We start from the raw sequence: 15,346 nt of genomic DNA, 5'->3' as shown, positions 1-15,346 counted from the left end.
CGTAGACAAGCGAGTAGGCGTGCTTTCGCGCTATGCCAGGGTGTCCAGGCGGTCGCCGGCCACGATGGCGCGCTTGACGCGGATCAGGTCCTTGGGGGCGTTCACCGCGACCGCGCCTACGAGCAAACCATCTCTGGCGAAGGCCACCGCGAAGCGGTTCTCCTCCGGCGATCCGGCGACGACGCGGCTGGTGTCGGCCAGGTGCGGCAGGCCGGCGATCTGGACGCGGGCCCCGTGCACATGGGTGGCGAAGGACGGGAGGTCGGCGAACGGCTTGGCGTTCTCGGGTCCGGCCAGCAGGTTGAGCGCCGCGACGGCGCCCTGGTCGTTGGCGTTCGACCAGTGCTCGACGCGGACGAGCGCGCCGCCGTACAGGCCGTGTGGCCAGCGGGCGACGTCGCCGGCGGCCACCACGTCCGGCGCCCCTACGGCGAACAGGCGCTCGTCGCAGACCACGCCGTCGCTCAGTGTCAGCCCGCTGCCCTCCAGCCAGTCGGTGTTCGGTACCACGCCCATGCCCGCGATCACCAGATCGGCGGGAAGGGTGTGGCCGTTGCTCAGGCGTATCCCTCGCACCCGTCCGGTTCCGTCGAATCCGGTCACGCGGGTCTCGCTCACCAGGTCGACGCCGTTGTCCCGGTGATGGCCTGCGAGCCAGCGCGCCGCCTCTGTGCCCAGGATCCTCTCCATCGGGTACGGGGACGCGTCGACGAGGGTGACCGGCAGGTCGAGGGAGCGGGCGGTCGAGGCGACCTCCCCGCCGATGAACCCGCCGCCGATGACCACCACGTTGCCGGGCTCGGCAGCCAGTTCGGCGCGCAAGGCGAGCGAATCTTCGATCGTGCGCAGAGTGTGCACGCCTTCCGGGTGCTCGGGAAGGCGTCGCGGGCGGGCGCCCGTGGCGATGACCAGCCCGTCGTAGCGGACCTCCGAACCGTCGTCCAAGGTGAGCCGCCGCTCCGCGGCGTTCAGCCCGATCGCGTGCCGTCCCTTCAACCATTGGTCGCCGAGTTCCTCCACGCCGGGCAGCGTGATCTCGTCGTCGCCCTTGAGCATGCTCTTGGACAGGGGAGGGCGGTTATAGGGGAGATGCCTTTCCGCGCCGATCAGTGTGATCGTTCCGTCGAAGCCCTCTCGTCGCAGCGCCTGGACGGCGCGCAGACCGGCCAGGGACGCTCCGACGACCGCGATGACATTCAGCTCTCTCATGCGAAGGAGAATACCCTCAGGGGGTATAAGCCGTTGGCGTGATTTACGTCTCATATACCCCTAGGGGGTTAGGGTTGTTCGGGGTGGCATTGCTGGCGTATTGTGCGAGCGACAGATACCCGTTGGGGGTATTGATTGAGGAGGTTGAGATGACCAGCGCTACGTACACTGTGAGCGGAATGACCTGTGGCCACTGCGTCGGCAGTGTCAAGTCCGAGGTCGGCAAGATCGCTGGCGTGACGGCCGTGGATGTGGACCTCGCCACCGGCAAGGTGACCGTGACGGGGCACGCGCCCATTGACGAGGCGCTTGTCCGCGACGCTGTCGAGGAGGCGGGCTACGAGCTGACCTCCGCCTGACCTGATGCCCGGTGGAAGCGGCTTCTATTGGTGAACGGTGGCCGGCCGGGGTCCGTACCTCCTCATGACGGCACCCGGCCGGCTTCGGCCAGTACTACGAGACTCGTTAGTACTATGGGACTCGGAATACGTCGATCACCAGGGGAGGGCTGATGGGAGTCGTACGGCGACGCCTCGCGTTGCGGGTCGCGCGCGGTCTCCTGCTCGTCGCCCTCGCCCTAGGCGTGGGCGGCATGCACACCCTGGGACACGTGGACGGCCGGCACGCTGGCTCGCCGCCGGATGCCCACGGCATGGGCGTCGCTCAAGAGCCCCCTCTCACCGTTCCGGCGGGACTGCAGGCATTCGTTCCCGAGCAGAAGAGGCCCGGACTCGACCCGACCAGCGTGTGCCTGGCCATCCTGTCCTCACTCATGGTCGTGCTGTTGATCGCTGCCTGGGTCCGAGTGCGGCGACGACTCGGGGGCAGCAGTGGGGCGGTGCCACCGGTGCGGCAGGTCGCTCGCCCTCCGCCGAAGCCCACGTCAGTGAATCTGGCAAGTCTCTCGATATTGCGCATATAGGCCAATGACCTGCGGACGAGCTCTGAGGCCGTTCGCGACAGGCCGAAAGTTCCGACAACATCGAGAGATCAAACGACCATGCGTATCAACCGCAAGCTGTCCTTCGCCGCTGCCGCGGGTGCCCTCGCTCTGCTGACCGCCTGCGGGAGTAACGGCGACTCCATGGCGGGACATGAGGGGATGAGCAGTAGCAGTGCGCCTGCCGCCACCCCTGCCAGCTCTTCGCCGGCCGCCGCCTTCAACGACGCGGACGTCACGTTCGCGCAGATGATGATCCCGCATCACGAGCAGGCGGTCGAGATGGCCGACCTGGCGGCGACGCGGGCGAGCGATCCGGAGATCAAGGAGCTCGCCGTCAAGATCAAGGCTGCTCAGGACCCGGAGATCCAGACCATGAAGGCCTGGCTGACCGGGTGGGGCAAGGCCGCGCCCGAGGGTGACATGGGGCATGGCATGGGCCATGAGATGCCGGGTGTCATGTCCGAGGAGGAGATGAAGAAGCTCGAGGCGGCCAAGGGCACGGAGTTCGACAAGCTGTTCGCCCAGCAGATGATCGCCCACCACAACGGAGCGATCGAGATGGCCCGCACCGAGCAGACCGACGGCTCGAACCCGGAGGCCAAGGAACTGGCCAAGACCATCGAGACCGCTCAGCAAGCCGAGGTGGAGGACCTTCAGAAGATCCTTGATCGGCTCTGATGTCTGACCCGCCCGGGCGTGACCTGCGCCCGGGCGGGGACGCAGATGCGTTGCTACAGCAGTTTGCCGGGTGTGATGGGCAGGGCTCGGACATTGATCCCCCAACCCATCAATGTGGGACTACACCGTCGGCGAGCACCCGCCGGTAGTTCGCCACGCGGTCTTCGACGGTGTCCAGGCAGCAACTGGAGCACTTCACCTTCTCCGCCGAGGTGTAGTAGAGGCAGCAGGTGTTGCGCAGGTAGAAGAGTCCTTCCCGGCCACCTTCCGCGAGCCGGATCACCTCGCCGAGGCGGTCGAGCCCGCCGGTGGCGGCGGTCAGAAAGGTCTGGTAGGCGCTCTCCAGCTGGTCGACGTCGCCGCCGCGCCGGCTCGCGATACAGAAGGCGGCCGCGCAGCCGTGGGCCACGCCGCCGTAGAGCTGGCGCAACCCGGCTCGGGTGCGGACGTGCATGGCCTGGGCGAGGGGCAGCAGGTGGTCGTCCAGCACCCACGTGACCAGGGTCTCCACGGGCGCGTCGGTGACGGTGGGTTCGCGCAGCCCGACGCCCTCGAAGCCGTGATGCGGGGAGAGCCGGATGGCGACGTTGTGCGGGCGCATGTCGATCACCACGCCGTCGACGGCCCAGGCCAGCACGGCGGCCGCGGTCACGGTGCCCGCGTACACCGCCATCACGGTCAGTGCGGTCGCGTGATCGGAGACCTGGCCGCTGGCCCGTCGCTCGGCGTCGAGCACCTGTTTCAGCTCGCCGGACCACGGATCCAGCAGCCGGTCGCAGGCGATCCAATCCTTTCCCGGCGCGAGACCGCGCTGGAGGCGGAAGCGGTCGCCGAAGGATTCCAGGCGTGCGAAGACGTCCGTCACTCTGTCCGTCCTTGTCAGGTCTGAGCTGCTTCAAGCAGTTGGGCCGTGTACGGATGGGAAGGTGCGCTGGCGAGGTGGGCGGACAGGCCGTGCTCGACGACGGCGCCGTTGCGCAGCACCACGATCCGGTCGCACGACTGCACCGCCTCGCCCAGGTCGTGGGTGACGAACAGGACGGCGAGCCCGCGATCGACGGCCAGCGTGCGGAGCGTGGTGGCGATGCCGGCGCGGGTGGAGACGTCCAGCATCGAGGTGGCCTCGTCCGCGACCAGCAGGAGGGGATCGGCGGCGAGCGCCCTGGCGATGGACACACGCTGCCGCTGCCCGCCCGACAGCTGACCGGGGAAGCGCTGCAGGAACTCGTCCGACACCGGCAGCCCGGAGGCGCTCACCGCCTCCCGCACCCGCTTGGCTCGCTGTTCCCGTGGTGCGCCGGTCGTCACGAAGGGTTCGGCCACCAGGCTCGCGACGCGCATCCCGGGGTGGAGCGCGTCGTAAGGGTCCTGGTGGACGAAGCCGATCCGCTGCTGGAGGCGGCGCAGCGCACGGCCTCGCCGCGTGGTCAGGTCCTCACCCGCGATCTCGACCCGGCCGCCGGCCGGGCGCAGCAAGCCGAGGATGATCCTGGCCAGCGTGCTCTTGCCGGAGCCGCTCTCGCCCACCAGCGCGACGATCTCTCCGGCGTGGATGTCGAGATCGACGCCACGCAGCGCCTCCACGGTCCTGGTTCGCGTCCGGTAGCGATGATGGACATCGGCCACGCGGACCACCGGAGCTCCCAGCGGATGGTCGCCTCGCGGCACCACTGGGAATGCCGGTTTGTCGTGGTGGTGACAGGCTACCTGCGCCGGGCCGTGCGAGCGCAGCGGCGGTGCTTCCTCGCTGCACAGGCTGGTGGCCAGGGGACAGCGCGGGGCGAACCGGCACCCTTTCGGCAGCAGGTCGAGGGCGGGCGCGGAGCCGGGGATGCTGCCCCACGGCACCTGCCGGTCCGCGACAGGCGTCGCCGTCAGCAGGCCCGCCGTGTAGGGGTGGGCATGCTCGGCGGCCAGCGTGCGGGCCGGGCGCACCTCGGCGAGGCGGCCCGCGTACATGACCGCGACCCGGTCCGCGTACGGCATCAGCCCGGCGAGGTCGTGCGAGACGATGAGCATGGTGGTGCCGAGACCCGCGAGCAGGGCGAGGACCTGCCGTTGCGTGATCGCGTCCAGCCCCGTGGTGGGCTCGTCGGCGATCAGCAGCCGCGGCTCGCCCGCCAGGGCCAGGGCGATCGCGACCCGTTGCCGCTGGCCTCCGGACAGCTCGTGCGGATAACACCGCAGCATGGCCGGCTGGAGGCCGACGCGTTCCAGCAGCTCGGCCGGGTCCGCGTGGCCGCCGTGCAGGGTGAGCATCTCGGTGAGCTGGGCGCCGATCCGGTGCACCGGGCTGAGGCCGGACATCGCGCCCTGCGGCACGATGGCGACCCGGCGGCCTCGGATGTCCTTCCAGTCGGTACGCCTCGCCAGCTCGTCCTCGCCCAGCTGCGCGGAACCGGTGACGGAAGCGGTGCGGGGGAGCAGCCCGAGCAGGGCGCGGGCGAGCGAGGTCTTGCCGCAGCCGCTCTCGCCCACGAGCGCCACGACCTCGCCCTCCGCGACGTCCAGGCTGATCCGGTCCACCGCGGTCAGGTCCCCGTAGCTGATCGTGAGATCGCGCAGTGACAGCGTCATCGGCCGGCCTCCCTGAGCGCGGGGTTGAGCCGTTCCTCGACGGCGATGCCGATGAGGGCGAGGGCCAGCACGGTGAGCGTGATCGCGGCGCCCGGTGGCAGCGCCCACCACAGCCAGGCCTCCGACAGGAACACGCCGTTGGTCTGCACCCAGAACAGCGTGGTGCCCCAGCTCGGCGCGGTCGGGTCCCCGAGGCCGAGGAACGACAGGGTCGCGTCGTAGATGACGGCACGCATCGCCGTACGGACGAAGACCGGGATGAGCAGCGGCCCGATCAGGTAGGAGCCGTGCCGCAGGAGCAGCCACCAGCGGGGCGCCCCCATCGCGCGGGCCACCTCCAGATGGCCCCGCGACCAGGCGGTCAGCACGGCGGCCCGCAGCACCCGGGCCGGGACCGGCCAGAGGATCAGGGCCAGGATCGTCACCCGCGTGCCGAAGGACTGGCCGAGGAAGGCCGCCGCGAGAATGTAGAGGATCAGCTCGGGCAGCACCAGCATGACGTCCGTGCCGCGCATCAGCGTGGCCGACAACCACCGCGGCCCGATCCCGGCCGCCCCGCCCACCAGCGCCGCGAGCGCGGTGGTGGCCGCGGCGACGATGAACGCCAGGCTCAGCGAGGTGCCGGCGCCGACGATGAGCTGGTCGAGGAGGTTCCTGCCGAGATCGTCGGCTCCGAGCGGCAGCCCCGCTCCGGGAGGGGCGTAGGGCTGCGCCACCCGGGCGCGGCCCGCGTCGTCGGGCAGCACCGTGCCGTAAAGGGCGACGCCGACGATCGCGACAAGGATGCAGGCGCCGATCAGCCCTTGCGTGCCGAGGAGGCTGCGGCGGGGGGCGCGCAGGAACATCATGGGCCGCCTCCGGTTCTGGCGCGGGGATCGAGCAGCGGGTACGTGGCGTCGGCCACCGCGTTCATCAGCACGACCATCAGCGTCAGCACCAGGAACGCGCCCTGCATCAGCGGATAGTCGCGGGCCGTGATCGCGTCGAAGGTCAGCCGGCCGAGCCCCGGATAGGCGAAGACGGTCTCCACCACGATCGAGCCCGCGGCCAGGAAGCCGATCTCCATCATGAGGATCGTGTGCACGGGCAGCAGGGCGGGCCGCAACGCATGCCGCCTGACAAGCCGCCCATAAGGGACGCCTCGGGCGTGCGCGTGCTGGATCGGCTCGCTGGTCAACACCGTCAGCAGCGACGAGCGGGTGTAAAGGAACAGGTAGCCCATCCCGGTCAGCGTCATGGTGGTCACCGGCAGGATCAGATGCAGCAACACCCCGGAGACCGTCACGCCTTCGACGCCCGACACCCCGAAGGTCGGCAGCAACTGGAGTTGCACGCCGAACAGGACGATGAGCAGCATCCCCAGCCAGAACTGGGGAAACGAGTCGAGCACGATGGCCGTGCCGAGCAGTCCCGAACCCTTGCCTTCGCGCCGGCGCAGCGCACCCAGCACACCGAACGTCACGCCCACCAGCGCAGTGCAGATGATGCTGGTGCCCACGAGCAGCAACGTCCACGGCAACGCCTCGCCCAGCGCCTGTGTCACCGGCCGTCCGTCGGACAGGGATGTGCCGAGGTCGAGGGTGAAGACGCCGCCGAGGTAGTCGAGGAACTGCTCGTGCAGGGGCTTTCCGAAGCCGTACTGGGTGGCGATCTGCGCCCGTTCGTCGTCGGTCAGCCTCGCGAGCGCCTCCGGGCTGCCGAACGACTTCAGCGGGCCGCCCGGCAGGGCGCGGGGCAGGGCGAAGTTCAGCGTGAGCGCCACCGCCAGCACGGCGGCGTACTCGGCCAGCCTGCCCACCGCATATCGCCACGGCATCACGGCTTGAACTCGACGAGGGAGAACTTGTTGAGCACCGCCGAGCCGTTCTGCCAGGCCCAGCCGCTGTAGACGTCCTTGCGGAAGGCGTAGGCGCCGTTGCGGTAGTAGAGCGTCAGGAACGGCATCTGCTCGGCGATCTGCGCCTGGAGCTGCTTGGCCGCCGCCGTCCTGTCCTCCATGGTAGGGGCCGAGGTCAGGGTCTTCACGACGGAATCGACCTGGTCGTCCTTGAAACCGACGACGTTGAGGGAGCCGTCCTCCGGATCCGAGGCGACCAGTTGCGCAATGGTGCCGCTGCTCAGCATCACCGGAGCGGACCAGCCCCACATGGACATGTCGTAGTTGCGGCCCTTGCGTACGTCGTAGTCGGGCCACACCTTCGCATCCAGCGAGTCGGGGTCGAGCGAGGACACCTTCACGGCCACACCCACTGCCTTGAGCATGTCGCGGATCAGCTCCGCGCTGCGCAGCCGGTCGGTGGAGGTGCTCTGGACCAGCAGTTCGTACGACATGGGCTTGCCGTCGAGCACCCGGATCCCGTCGGCGCCCGGCTTGGCCCCCAGCGCGTCGAGCTCACGCTTGGCCGCGTCGACGTCGTAGAGCGGGGCGAGGCTGTCAGGCTTGACGGGGGATTCGGCGTGGATGAAGCCCGGGTTGCCGGGCGTGCCCTGGCCGAGCAGGGCCGTCTTGACCAGGTCGGTCACGTCGATCGCCTTCGCCAGGGCGCGCCGGACCTCCGGCTTGTCGAACGGGGCCCTGGTGGTGTTGAAGGCCAGCAGGGTCGAGGCGAACTCGGTGCCCTTCACCACGCCGATGTTCGGCTGCCGCTCCAGCGCCTGGAGCTGCTGCGGCGGCACGATACGGGTGGACAGGTGGATCTCGCCGGTGCGCAGAGCGGCGAACTGCGTGGACTCCTCCGGGATGACCACGATCTTCACGGTGTCGGCCTTCGGCTTGCCCATGGCGTAGGAGGCGTTGGCGGTCAGCGTGTAGCCGCGGGCGTTGTCGTACTGCGTGAGCTTGTACGGGCCGGTGCCGATCGCCTTGTCGGTCCCGGCCTCGCCGACCTTCTCCACCGACTCCCACAGGTGCTTGGGCAAGATCGCCATGTCGGCCAGAATGCGCCGCGGGAACTCCGGATCGGGCGCCTTGAGGGTCAGTGTCACGGTGTCGCCGCTCGCGGTCACACTCTCCACCGGCCGCACGTCGATCGAGGAGTCACCCTCCAGGTGCTTCTTGTAGAACTCGACGCTGAACACCACGTCGTCGGCGGTCAGCGGCTTGCCGTCGTGCCAGGTGACGCCCTGCCTGAGCGGCATGGTGAAGATCTTGTTGTCGGTGGTCTGGACCTGCCTGGCCAGCAGCGGGGTGACCCCGTCGCCCTGGACGATGACCAGCGTGTCGAAGATCAGCTTCACCAGGTTGTTCCCCGGATAACCGGTCTGGTTGGTGAACGGGGTCAGCGTCCCCTCATCCGAGGAGATGGCGATCGTCACGCTCTTGGCGGCAGCGGAGGTCTTCCCGCTCTGCGGAGGCTCGGTACCCGCGCCGCACCCGGCCAGAGCTAACCAGAGTGCGGCCGCCATCGCGATGAACATCCTCGATTGCCGGTACACGGAACCTCCCGGGGGTATAAGAGGTCGAGATCGCCGCCGCAGTGGGCGAACGGGTGTTTCATGCGACTCTATAGAGGTTTTCCGTAGATACAAGTGCCCAATATGTAAACTCCGTAAATCGGCTGCACGGCTCCTTTGTGAGGCCATCTATGCCTCTGACCTGCTTCTATGTGGGTCAGAAGCGTGGTCGAGCGGCCGGGAAGAGGCTGTTGGCCGACCGTCCGTAACGGTCGCGAAACGATGCTTCCTATTGATCATCGTAGATGCAGGCTTCCGCCTGCCGTGACCTCTACTTGCGTCTATACCCTAGCGGGGTATAAATTTGGCGCCCAGATGCGCTTGATCGACCTAGAAGGTAGCAATGTCTGAATCAATTCACCACGCTGGGTATGAACACCAGGATCACGACTCGCATGATCACGGCCACTCCCAGGGCGGCGATCATGAAGCACACCGGATGAAGGTGACCTGGGGAGCGGCCGCGTCGGCGACGCTGCACTGCCTCACCGGTTGCGCCATTGGCGAGGTCCTCGGCATGGTGATCGCCACCGCGCTGGGCTGGCATGACGTGCCCAGCATCATCTTGGCCGTCGTCCTGGCGTTCATCTTCGGGTACGCGCTCACGCTGCGTGGCTTGTTCCGCGCCGGCGTGGACTGGCGTAAGGCGCTGCGGCTCGCGCTGGCCGCGGACACGCTGTCAATCCTCGTCATGGAGATCGTCGACAACGGCGTCATGGTGATCGTTCCGGGCGCCATGGACGCCGGTCTCGCGTCTGTGTTGTTCTGGGGTGCGCTGGCCTTTGCGCTGCTGGTCGCGTTCCTCGTCACGTGGCCGATCAACAAGTGGATCATCGGACGGGGGAAGGGGCATGCGGTCATTCACGCCTACCACCACTGACGACCCGCACTCTTGAGGCCTCTGCTACGAGCGGTAGCGCGAAAGACCGACAGCGAAGCGCCCTCGCATCGAGGGCGCTTGCTTCGCGTCGTGCTCTACGCCGGCGCCTTGACGGCTGAGCCCGCCGCGGTCCGCTCCCGGGTGACGCGGCGGCGCCGGGTCGGCAGCCCGAGCATCGGGTTGGCCACGCCCCAGGCGGCGCCTTTGCAGACCAGCTCCTTGTAGACGGCGGCGAGCCGTCCGGCCAGGACCGCCGGTACGGCGCGGTCGTCGGCGGTGACGTACTGGATCAAACCCTCCTTGCGGCCCAGTGAGATGCACTGGTTGAAGTAGCGGATCGGCGTGTTCGGGAGTTTCCCGCCGGTCAGGCGCGCCGCGATCGCGTCGGCGGCCTGCCACGCGGTCGGAATTCCCGAGGCGCACGACATCCGCAGCGGCTTGTCCCCTGGGCCCATCACCATGGCCGCGTCGCCGACGGCGTACACGTCCGGGTGTGAGACCGAACGCATGGTCCCGTCGACCACGATCTGGCCGCTGCCGGTGACCTCCAGCGAGGTCGCCTTCGCGATCGGGTGGGTCGCGAAGCCGGCGGTCCACACGGTGACCGCGGCCGGGATGGCCGTCCCGTCGGCGGTGGCGATGCGGTCGGCTTCGACGCCGGTGACGGCGGCGTGCTCGTGCACGGTGATCCCGAGCTTGCCGAAGACCTTCCGCAGGTGCTCGCGGCCCTTGGGGGAAAGCCAGTCGCCGAGGCCGCCGCGGGCGGCGAGGGCGACGTCGAGGTCCGGGCGGGCCTCGGCGATCTCGGTCGAGGCTTCCACGCCGGTGAGGCCGCCGCCGACGACGACCACGGTCTGCCCGGCATCGAGGTGGGCCAGGCGCTCGCGCAGCCGGAGTGCTCCGGGACGGCTGGCGATCTCATAGGCGTGCTCGGCGGTCCCGGGGACGCCTTGGGCGTTCCAGCCGCTGCCGAGGGCGTAGACGAGCGTGTCGTAGGCGAGTTCTTCTGCGCCGGACTCGGGCGCGATCAAGGCTGCGCCGGACTCGGGCGCGATCAAGGCTGCGCCGGACTCGGGCGCGTTCGAGCCTGCGCCGTTCGCGTCGATGACGGTGACGGTCTTGCGGTCGACGTCGACGCCGGTGACCTTCGCGAGCCTCAGCTCGACGCCGGCGCCCGCGAACATCTCGCTGAACGGCCGGGGCTTGAGGTCCTGTCCGGTCGCCAACTGGTGCATGCGGACGCGTTCGACGAAGTCGGGTTCGGCGTTGACGAGGGTGATGGCAACGTCCTCGCGGCGGAGTCGCTTGGCGAGGCGGCCGGCGGCGACGGCTCCGGTGTATCCGGCTCCGAGGACGACGATGCGGTGCTGCATGTCCTTGCTCCTGTCGTGCGCGGGTTTGCCCCTTGAACCGGGCGGCCCGCCGTTTCCTGACAGGAACGCGATGTGAAGCACCTCACACAAGCGGTCAGAAGCCGTTGAACAGGGGCTCCCCGTGGTCGACGCCCGCCCAGTGCGCGGTCGCGCGTTCGAGCTTGTCGGGGTTGACCTGGTTGCGGAACGCGACGATGCCCTCAGCGGTGACATCCAGGCACATGACGCCGATGACCCGCCCGTCCACGACGGCCACGACGGCGGGGTCGCCGTTGGCGGTCCAGGCGTAGATCTCGGGCACGCCGCCGGCCAGGGCCCGCTTGGCCTCGCTGGGCTTGAACAGGCCCCGCAGGAACTTCGCGACCGCGACGGCGCCCTCGAACGCCTTGGCGCGGGCCGGAACCTTGCCACCGCCGTCGCCGATCGAGATGGCGTCCTGGGTGAGCAGGCGCACGAGCGGCTCGGTCCGGCCGCTGGTGGCGGCCGCCAGGAACTCCTCGACGATCCGCCGGGCGGCGGCCTTGTCGATCTCGGTGCGGGCCTTGCCGTCCGCGACGTGCTTCTTGGCGCGGTGGAAGATCTGCTGGCTGGCGGCCTCGGTGATGTCGAGGATCTCGGCGATCTCCCGGTGCGGATAGTCGAAGGCCTCCCGCAGCACGTAAACCGCCCGCTCGTTGGGGGAGAGACGCTCCATGAGGGTGAGGACCGCGTAGGAGACCGATTCGCGCTGCTCGGCGGTGTCGGCCGGGCCGAGCATCGGATCCCCGGCGAGCAGGGGCTCGGGAAGCCATTGGCCCACATAGGTCTCGCGGCGCGCCCGTGCGGAGGTGAGCTGGTTGAGGCACAGGTTGGTGAGGACCTTCGTCAGCCAGGCCTCGGGGACCTCGATGCGGTCGATGTCGGCGGCCTGCCAGCGCAGGAACGTCTCCTGCACGGCGTCCTCCGCTTCGCCCGCGGAGCCGAGGAGGCGGTAGGCGATGGCCTCCATGCGCGGCCTGGAGACCTCGAACCGGTCGACGTCGTCCGCGGTCAAGGGCATGGCCCGATCCTAGCCCGCACGGCGTGCGGCGCGCCCTGATCTGCACGGCCACGGCTACGCTGCCTTATGCGCCGCCGCAAGACCACCACCGTCCTGTCCCTCGCCGTCCTGCTGATCGCCGCCACGGCCACGGCCTGCAGGACCACTGCCGAGCCCGGCACCGCAACCGGCACCGAAGGCACCGCAACCGGCACCGCATCCGGCAGCCCAACCGGCAGCGGAAGCGAGGTGGACTCCGTCACCCTGCCCGCCTCCCTCACCGCCCAGAAGCTGAGGTGGAAGCCCTGCCCAGCCCCGTCCGTCCTCCAGGGCGCTGACGGAAGACCGGGCAAGCTGCCGGACGGCACCGCCTGGCAGTGCACGACCATGAAGGCGCCACTCGACTACGCGAAGCCGGACGGCGAGACGATTGACCTCGCCCTCATCCGGGCCGAGGCCAAACCGAAGACCGAGTCCAAGGGACGGATCGGCTCGCTCGTCTTCAACTTCGGCGGCCCCGGCAGCTCCGGAGTGGCCTCCCTGCCCCAGTTCGCCGCCGACGAGTACATGAAGCTGCACGAGCGCTACGACCTGGTGAGCTTCGACCCGCGCGGCATCGGCAACAGCGGAGGCGTGCGCTGCCTGGACGACAAGGCCCTCGAACGCTGGCTCGCGGCCGACACCACCCCTGACGACGCCACCGAGCTGAGGCAACTGCGCACCAGGTCAAAGGCGTTCATCCAGGCCTGCGAGAAGAACTCCGGCAGGATACTGCCGCACGTCGACACCGTCAGCGCCGCTCGCGACATGGACCTGATGCGTCAGCTCCTCGGCGACCGCAGGCTCAACTACTTCGGCATCTCGTACGGCACCGAACTGGGCGGCGTCTACGCCCACCTCTTCCCCGAGAAGGTCGGCCGCACCGTCCTCGACGCCGTCGTCGACCCCACTCAGGACGATGCGGCCGTGGCCCTCAGCCAGGCCAAGGGCTTCCAGCTGGCGCTGGAGAACTTCATGAAGGACTGCGCCAAGGAGCCCGACTGCCCCACCGGCTCCGGCCCCGCCGCCCGTAAGAACACCGACGCGGGGATCCGCAAGATCACGGCCCTGCTGAAGCGGCTCGACAGCAAGCCGCTGAAGGCCGGCGTGGACGGCGGCGAGCTCACCCAGGCCGAGGCACTCACCGGCATGGCAGCCGCGCTGTACGGCAAGGAGACCTGGGTCATGCTGAAGTCCGGGCTGCGGGACGCCATGAAGAAGGACGGGGACGGACGCTGGCTCCAGTTCCTCGCCGACTTCTACAACGGCCGGGACAAGAACGGCCGGTACAACAATCTCCAGTCCGCCTACACGGCCGTGATCTGCGCCGATTCCAGCGACCGCTACACCGAGCAGGATGTCCTGGACCGGCTCCCGGATTTCCGTGACGCATCGCCCGTCTTCGGCGAATCCATGGCCTGGACCCTGCTCACCTGCTCCGGCTGGAAGGTCAGGGAAGGCTCGTCGCGGACCGTCGAGGTCAGCGCCAAGGGCGCGGAGCCCATCGTCGTCATCGGCACCACCGGCGATCCGGCCACCCCGTACGAGGGTGCGCGGCGGATGGCCGAACAGCTCGGCGAGGGCGTCGGCGTCGAGGTCGCGTACAAGGGCGAGGGCCATGGCGCATACCCCGGCAGCGACTGCGTCACCGACGCGGTGGACAGCTATCTGCTCGATGGCAAGGTCCCGGCCGACGGCACGGTCTGCTCGTGACGCCCGATGCCTCCCGTAGGCGTCAGATGTTGGATGTCCGGTTTGTAACCAAGCCTTGACGCCCCAGGATGGGACAAGTTAACTTCCTTGAACTTCAGGATTAACGTTCACGTGAACGTTAATCCTCTTGGTTCGTAGGAGGACGACTTGGAAAGCGATGATCTGCGTCGCGCGCTGATCGCGGCCGATCCGAAGCTGTCGAAGTTCAACCCGCTGCCCCGCATCCTCGCCTTCGACGAGTTCAACACCGGCACGCACGGCTGGACCGAGCTCATCGGCAACCATGACGGCCACGGCAACCTGGACACCGTCGACAAGCACATGCGCGACTTCCGTCCGCCGCAGCTCAGCTCGTGCGACTTCTTCGACACCGGCACGCACGGCGCGATGAGCGGCACGTACGCGCTCAAGGTGGCCACCAGGCCGGTCACCGGACACACGGGGGTGGCGATCCGCCGGCTGACGATGGCGCGGCGCGGCATCGTGCAGTTCGAGACCTATTTCACCTACAAGAGCGAGGCGGCGACGGCAGAGTCCAGCCTCGGCAACCGCTTCGGCGAGATCGAGTGGGACGGAAACCTGCACCCATCGGAGGCGCAGTTCGGCTGCTTCACGATCGCGACCGACCTGTGCGACGGCGACGGCGTCCGCTACCACACGGTGATGCGCTACCAGAACACCGACCTGGACAACAAGCTCACCAGGCGCTGGGTGTACCCGGTGGTGCCCGAGCCGACGCCAAAGGAGAACCTGCACAACCAGGACAACCTGGTGGCGACCGAGGACTTCACCGCGCCCAACCCCGAGGACTGGCACCCGCTCGACGAGGAGCCGCAGTTCCTCTGCTACAACGAGGTGCCGACCAAGGTCAACTGGCACTACTTGCGCTGGCAGTTCGACACCCGCTCACGGACCAACGTCGAACTTCAGGTCAACGACCGGGTGATGGATCTACGTGACGTCCCTGTCCCGCACTATCCGGACAAGTATGACGGCTTGGAGAACCTGCTGAACTTCTACGTCAGCGTGCGGACCCATTCTCCCGTCCGCAACTTCCTCTTCCTTGATTCCGCCCTGATCTCCGTGGACTGGTGAGCATCGGCATGAAGAACGCTCAGACCGCCGTACTCGAGCGGAACACCACTTTCACCGCAGATTTCACGACTGAGCCGTACGAAGCCGCATGGGCGGGCGAAGCCCGATGGTTCGTGCGGACGCTGGAGCTCGAAGGTGAGCAACCCAGCCTCCACCTCGTCACCCAGATCTCCCCTGACGGGCTGCACTGGTGCGACGAGGAGACACCCGAGCTGGTGACCACCGAGCCGGGCTTGGTGTCCTGGCGCGTGCGGGAGTTCGGTCACTGGTTGCGGCTGCGGGCTTCACTTCGCGGGGGCGATCCGAAGGCGAAGGTCCTGATCTACCTGGCACTCAAGAGCTGACAGAGCTGACAGAAGGTAAGCGAC

At 68.5% G+C, this 15,346-nt stretch carries 14 protein-coding genes; 6 read left to right on the top strand and 8 right to left on the bottom strand.

Annotated features, from left to right (window positions below):
- Positions 1-30: 30 nt before the first annotated feature.
- Positions 31-1,209 (bottom strand): NAD(P)/FAD-dependent oxidoreductase, encoded by a 1,179-nt coding sequence (locus Q9G87_RS25865; RefSeq protein WP_305919054.1) that lies wholly within the window; start codon positions 1,207-1,209, stop codon positions 31-33.
- Between the two features lie 149 nt (positions 1,210-1,358).
- On the opposite strand from Q9G87_RS25865, the gene Q9G87_RS25860 reads away from it, so the two are divergent.
- A complete protein-coding gene (locus tag Q9G87_RS25860) occupies positions 1,359-1,568 on the top strand; it encodes a heavy-metal-associated domain-containing protein (RefSeq protein ID WP_305919053.1) in 210 nt (69 codons plus the stop codon).
- A 641-nt stretch (positions 1,569-2,209) separates the two neighbouring features.
- The gene (locus Q9G87_RS25855; RefSeq protein WP_305919052.1) at positions 2,210-2,830 is read left to right on the top strand and encodes a DUF305 domain-containing protein; all 621 of its coding nucleotides are present in this window, start codon (positions 2,210-2,212) and stop codon (positions 2,828-2,830) included.
- 109 nt (positions 2,831-2,939) lie between these two features.
- Here Q9G87_RS25855 and Q9G87_RS25850 read toward each other — a convergent pair whose 3' ends face one another.
- Genes Q9G87_RS25850 through Q9G87_RS25830 form a run of 5 tightly spaced genes read right to left on the bottom strand, consistent with a single transcriptional unit; the run spans position 2,940 to position 8,842 of the window.
- A complete protein-coding gene (locus Q9G87_RS25850; protein ID WP_305919051.1) occupies positions 2,940-3,695 on the bottom strand; it encodes a (2Fe-2S)-binding protein in 756 nt (251 codons plus the stop codon).
- A gap of 14 nt (positions 3,696-3,709) precedes the next feature.
- A complete protein-coding gene (locus tag Q9G87_RS25845) occupies positions 3,710-5,407 on the bottom strand; it encodes an ABC transporter ATP-binding protein (protein ID WP_305919050.1) in 1,698 nt (565 codons plus the stop codon).
- Entirely contained in the window at positions 5,404-6,255 is an 852-nt protein-coding gene (locus Q9G87_RS25840; RefSeq protein ID WP_305919049.1) for an ABC transporter permease, read from the bottom strand. Before Q9G87_RS25840 ends, Q9G87_RS25845 begins: the two co-directional genes overlap by 4 nt.
- Entirely contained in the window at positions 6,252-7,223 is a 972-nt protein-coding gene (locus tag Q9G87_RS25835; protein WP_305919316.1) for an ABC transporter permease, read from the bottom strand. Before Q9G87_RS25835 ends, Q9G87_RS25840 begins: the two co-directional genes overlap by 4 nt.
- The gene (locus Q9G87_RS25830; protein ID WP_305919048.1) at positions 7,223-8,842 is read right to left on the bottom strand and encodes an ABC transporter substrate-binding protein; all 1,620 of its coding nucleotides are present in this window, start codon (positions 8,840-8,842) and stop codon (positions 7,223-7,225) included. Before Q9G87_RS25830 ends, Q9G87_RS25835 begins: the two co-directional genes overlap by 1 nt.
- 457 nt (positions 8,843-9,299) lie before the next feature.
- Between Q9G87_RS25830 and Q9G87_RS25825 the strand changes: the two genes are divergently transcribed.
- A complete protein-coding gene (locus Q9G87_RS25825) occupies positions 9,300-9,740 on the top strand; it encodes a DUF4396 domain-containing protein (RefSeq protein ID WP_305919047.1) in 441 nt (146 codons plus the stop codon).
- Positions 9,741-9,835: 95 nt separating this feature from the next.
- Here Q9G87_RS25825 and Q9G87_RS25820 read toward each other — a convergent pair whose 3' ends face one another.
- Both Q9G87_RS25820 and sigJ read right to left on the bottom strand, forming a co-directional pair.
- Entirely contained in the window at positions 9,836-11,113 is a 1,278-nt protein-coding gene (locus tag Q9G87_RS25820) for an NAD(P)/FAD-dependent oxidoreductase (protein WP_305919046.1), read from the bottom strand.
- 94 nt (positions 11,114-11,207) lie between these two features.
- The gene (sigJ, locus tag Q9G87_RS25815; RefSeq protein ID WP_305919045.1) at positions 11,208-12,152 is read right to left on the bottom strand and encodes an RNA polymerase sigma factor SigJ; all 945 of its coding nucleotides are present in this window, start codon (positions 12,150-12,152) and stop codon (positions 11,208-11,210) included.
- A gap of 66 nt (positions 12,153-12,218) precedes the next feature.
- Between sigJ and Q9G87_RS25810 the strand changes: the two genes are divergently transcribed.
- From Q9G87_RS25810 to Q9G87_RS25800, 3 genes are all read left to right on the top strand, one after another.
- Positions 12,219-13,883: an alpha/beta hydrolase gene (locus Q9G87_RS25810; RefSeq protein WP_305919044.1), complete on the top strand. Its 1,665-nt coding sequence runs from the start codon at positions 12,219-12,221 to the stop codon at positions 13,881-13,883.
- 147 nt (positions 13,884-14,030) lie between these two features.
- A complete protein-coding gene (locus Q9G87_RS25805) occupies positions 14,031-14,978 on the top strand; it encodes a DUF6772 family protein (protein ID WP_305919043.1) in 948 nt (315 codons plus the stop codon).
- 8 nt (positions 14,979-14,986) lie between these two features.
- On the top strand, positions 14,987-15,322 hold the full coding sequence (locus Q9G87_RS25800) for a hypothetical protein (RefSeq protein WP_305919042.1): 336 nt from the start codon (positions 14,987-14,989) through the stop codon (positions 15,320-15,322).
- Positions 15,323-15,346 lie beyond the last annotated feature (24 nt).

The sequence above is a fragment of the Nonomuraea turcica genome (genome assembly GCF_030718205.1).
GTDB lineage: Bacteria > Actinomycetota > Actinomycetes > Streptosporangiales > Streptosporangiaceae > Nonomuraea.
This window is presented reverse-complemented; position numbering and strand designations above follow the sequence as displayed.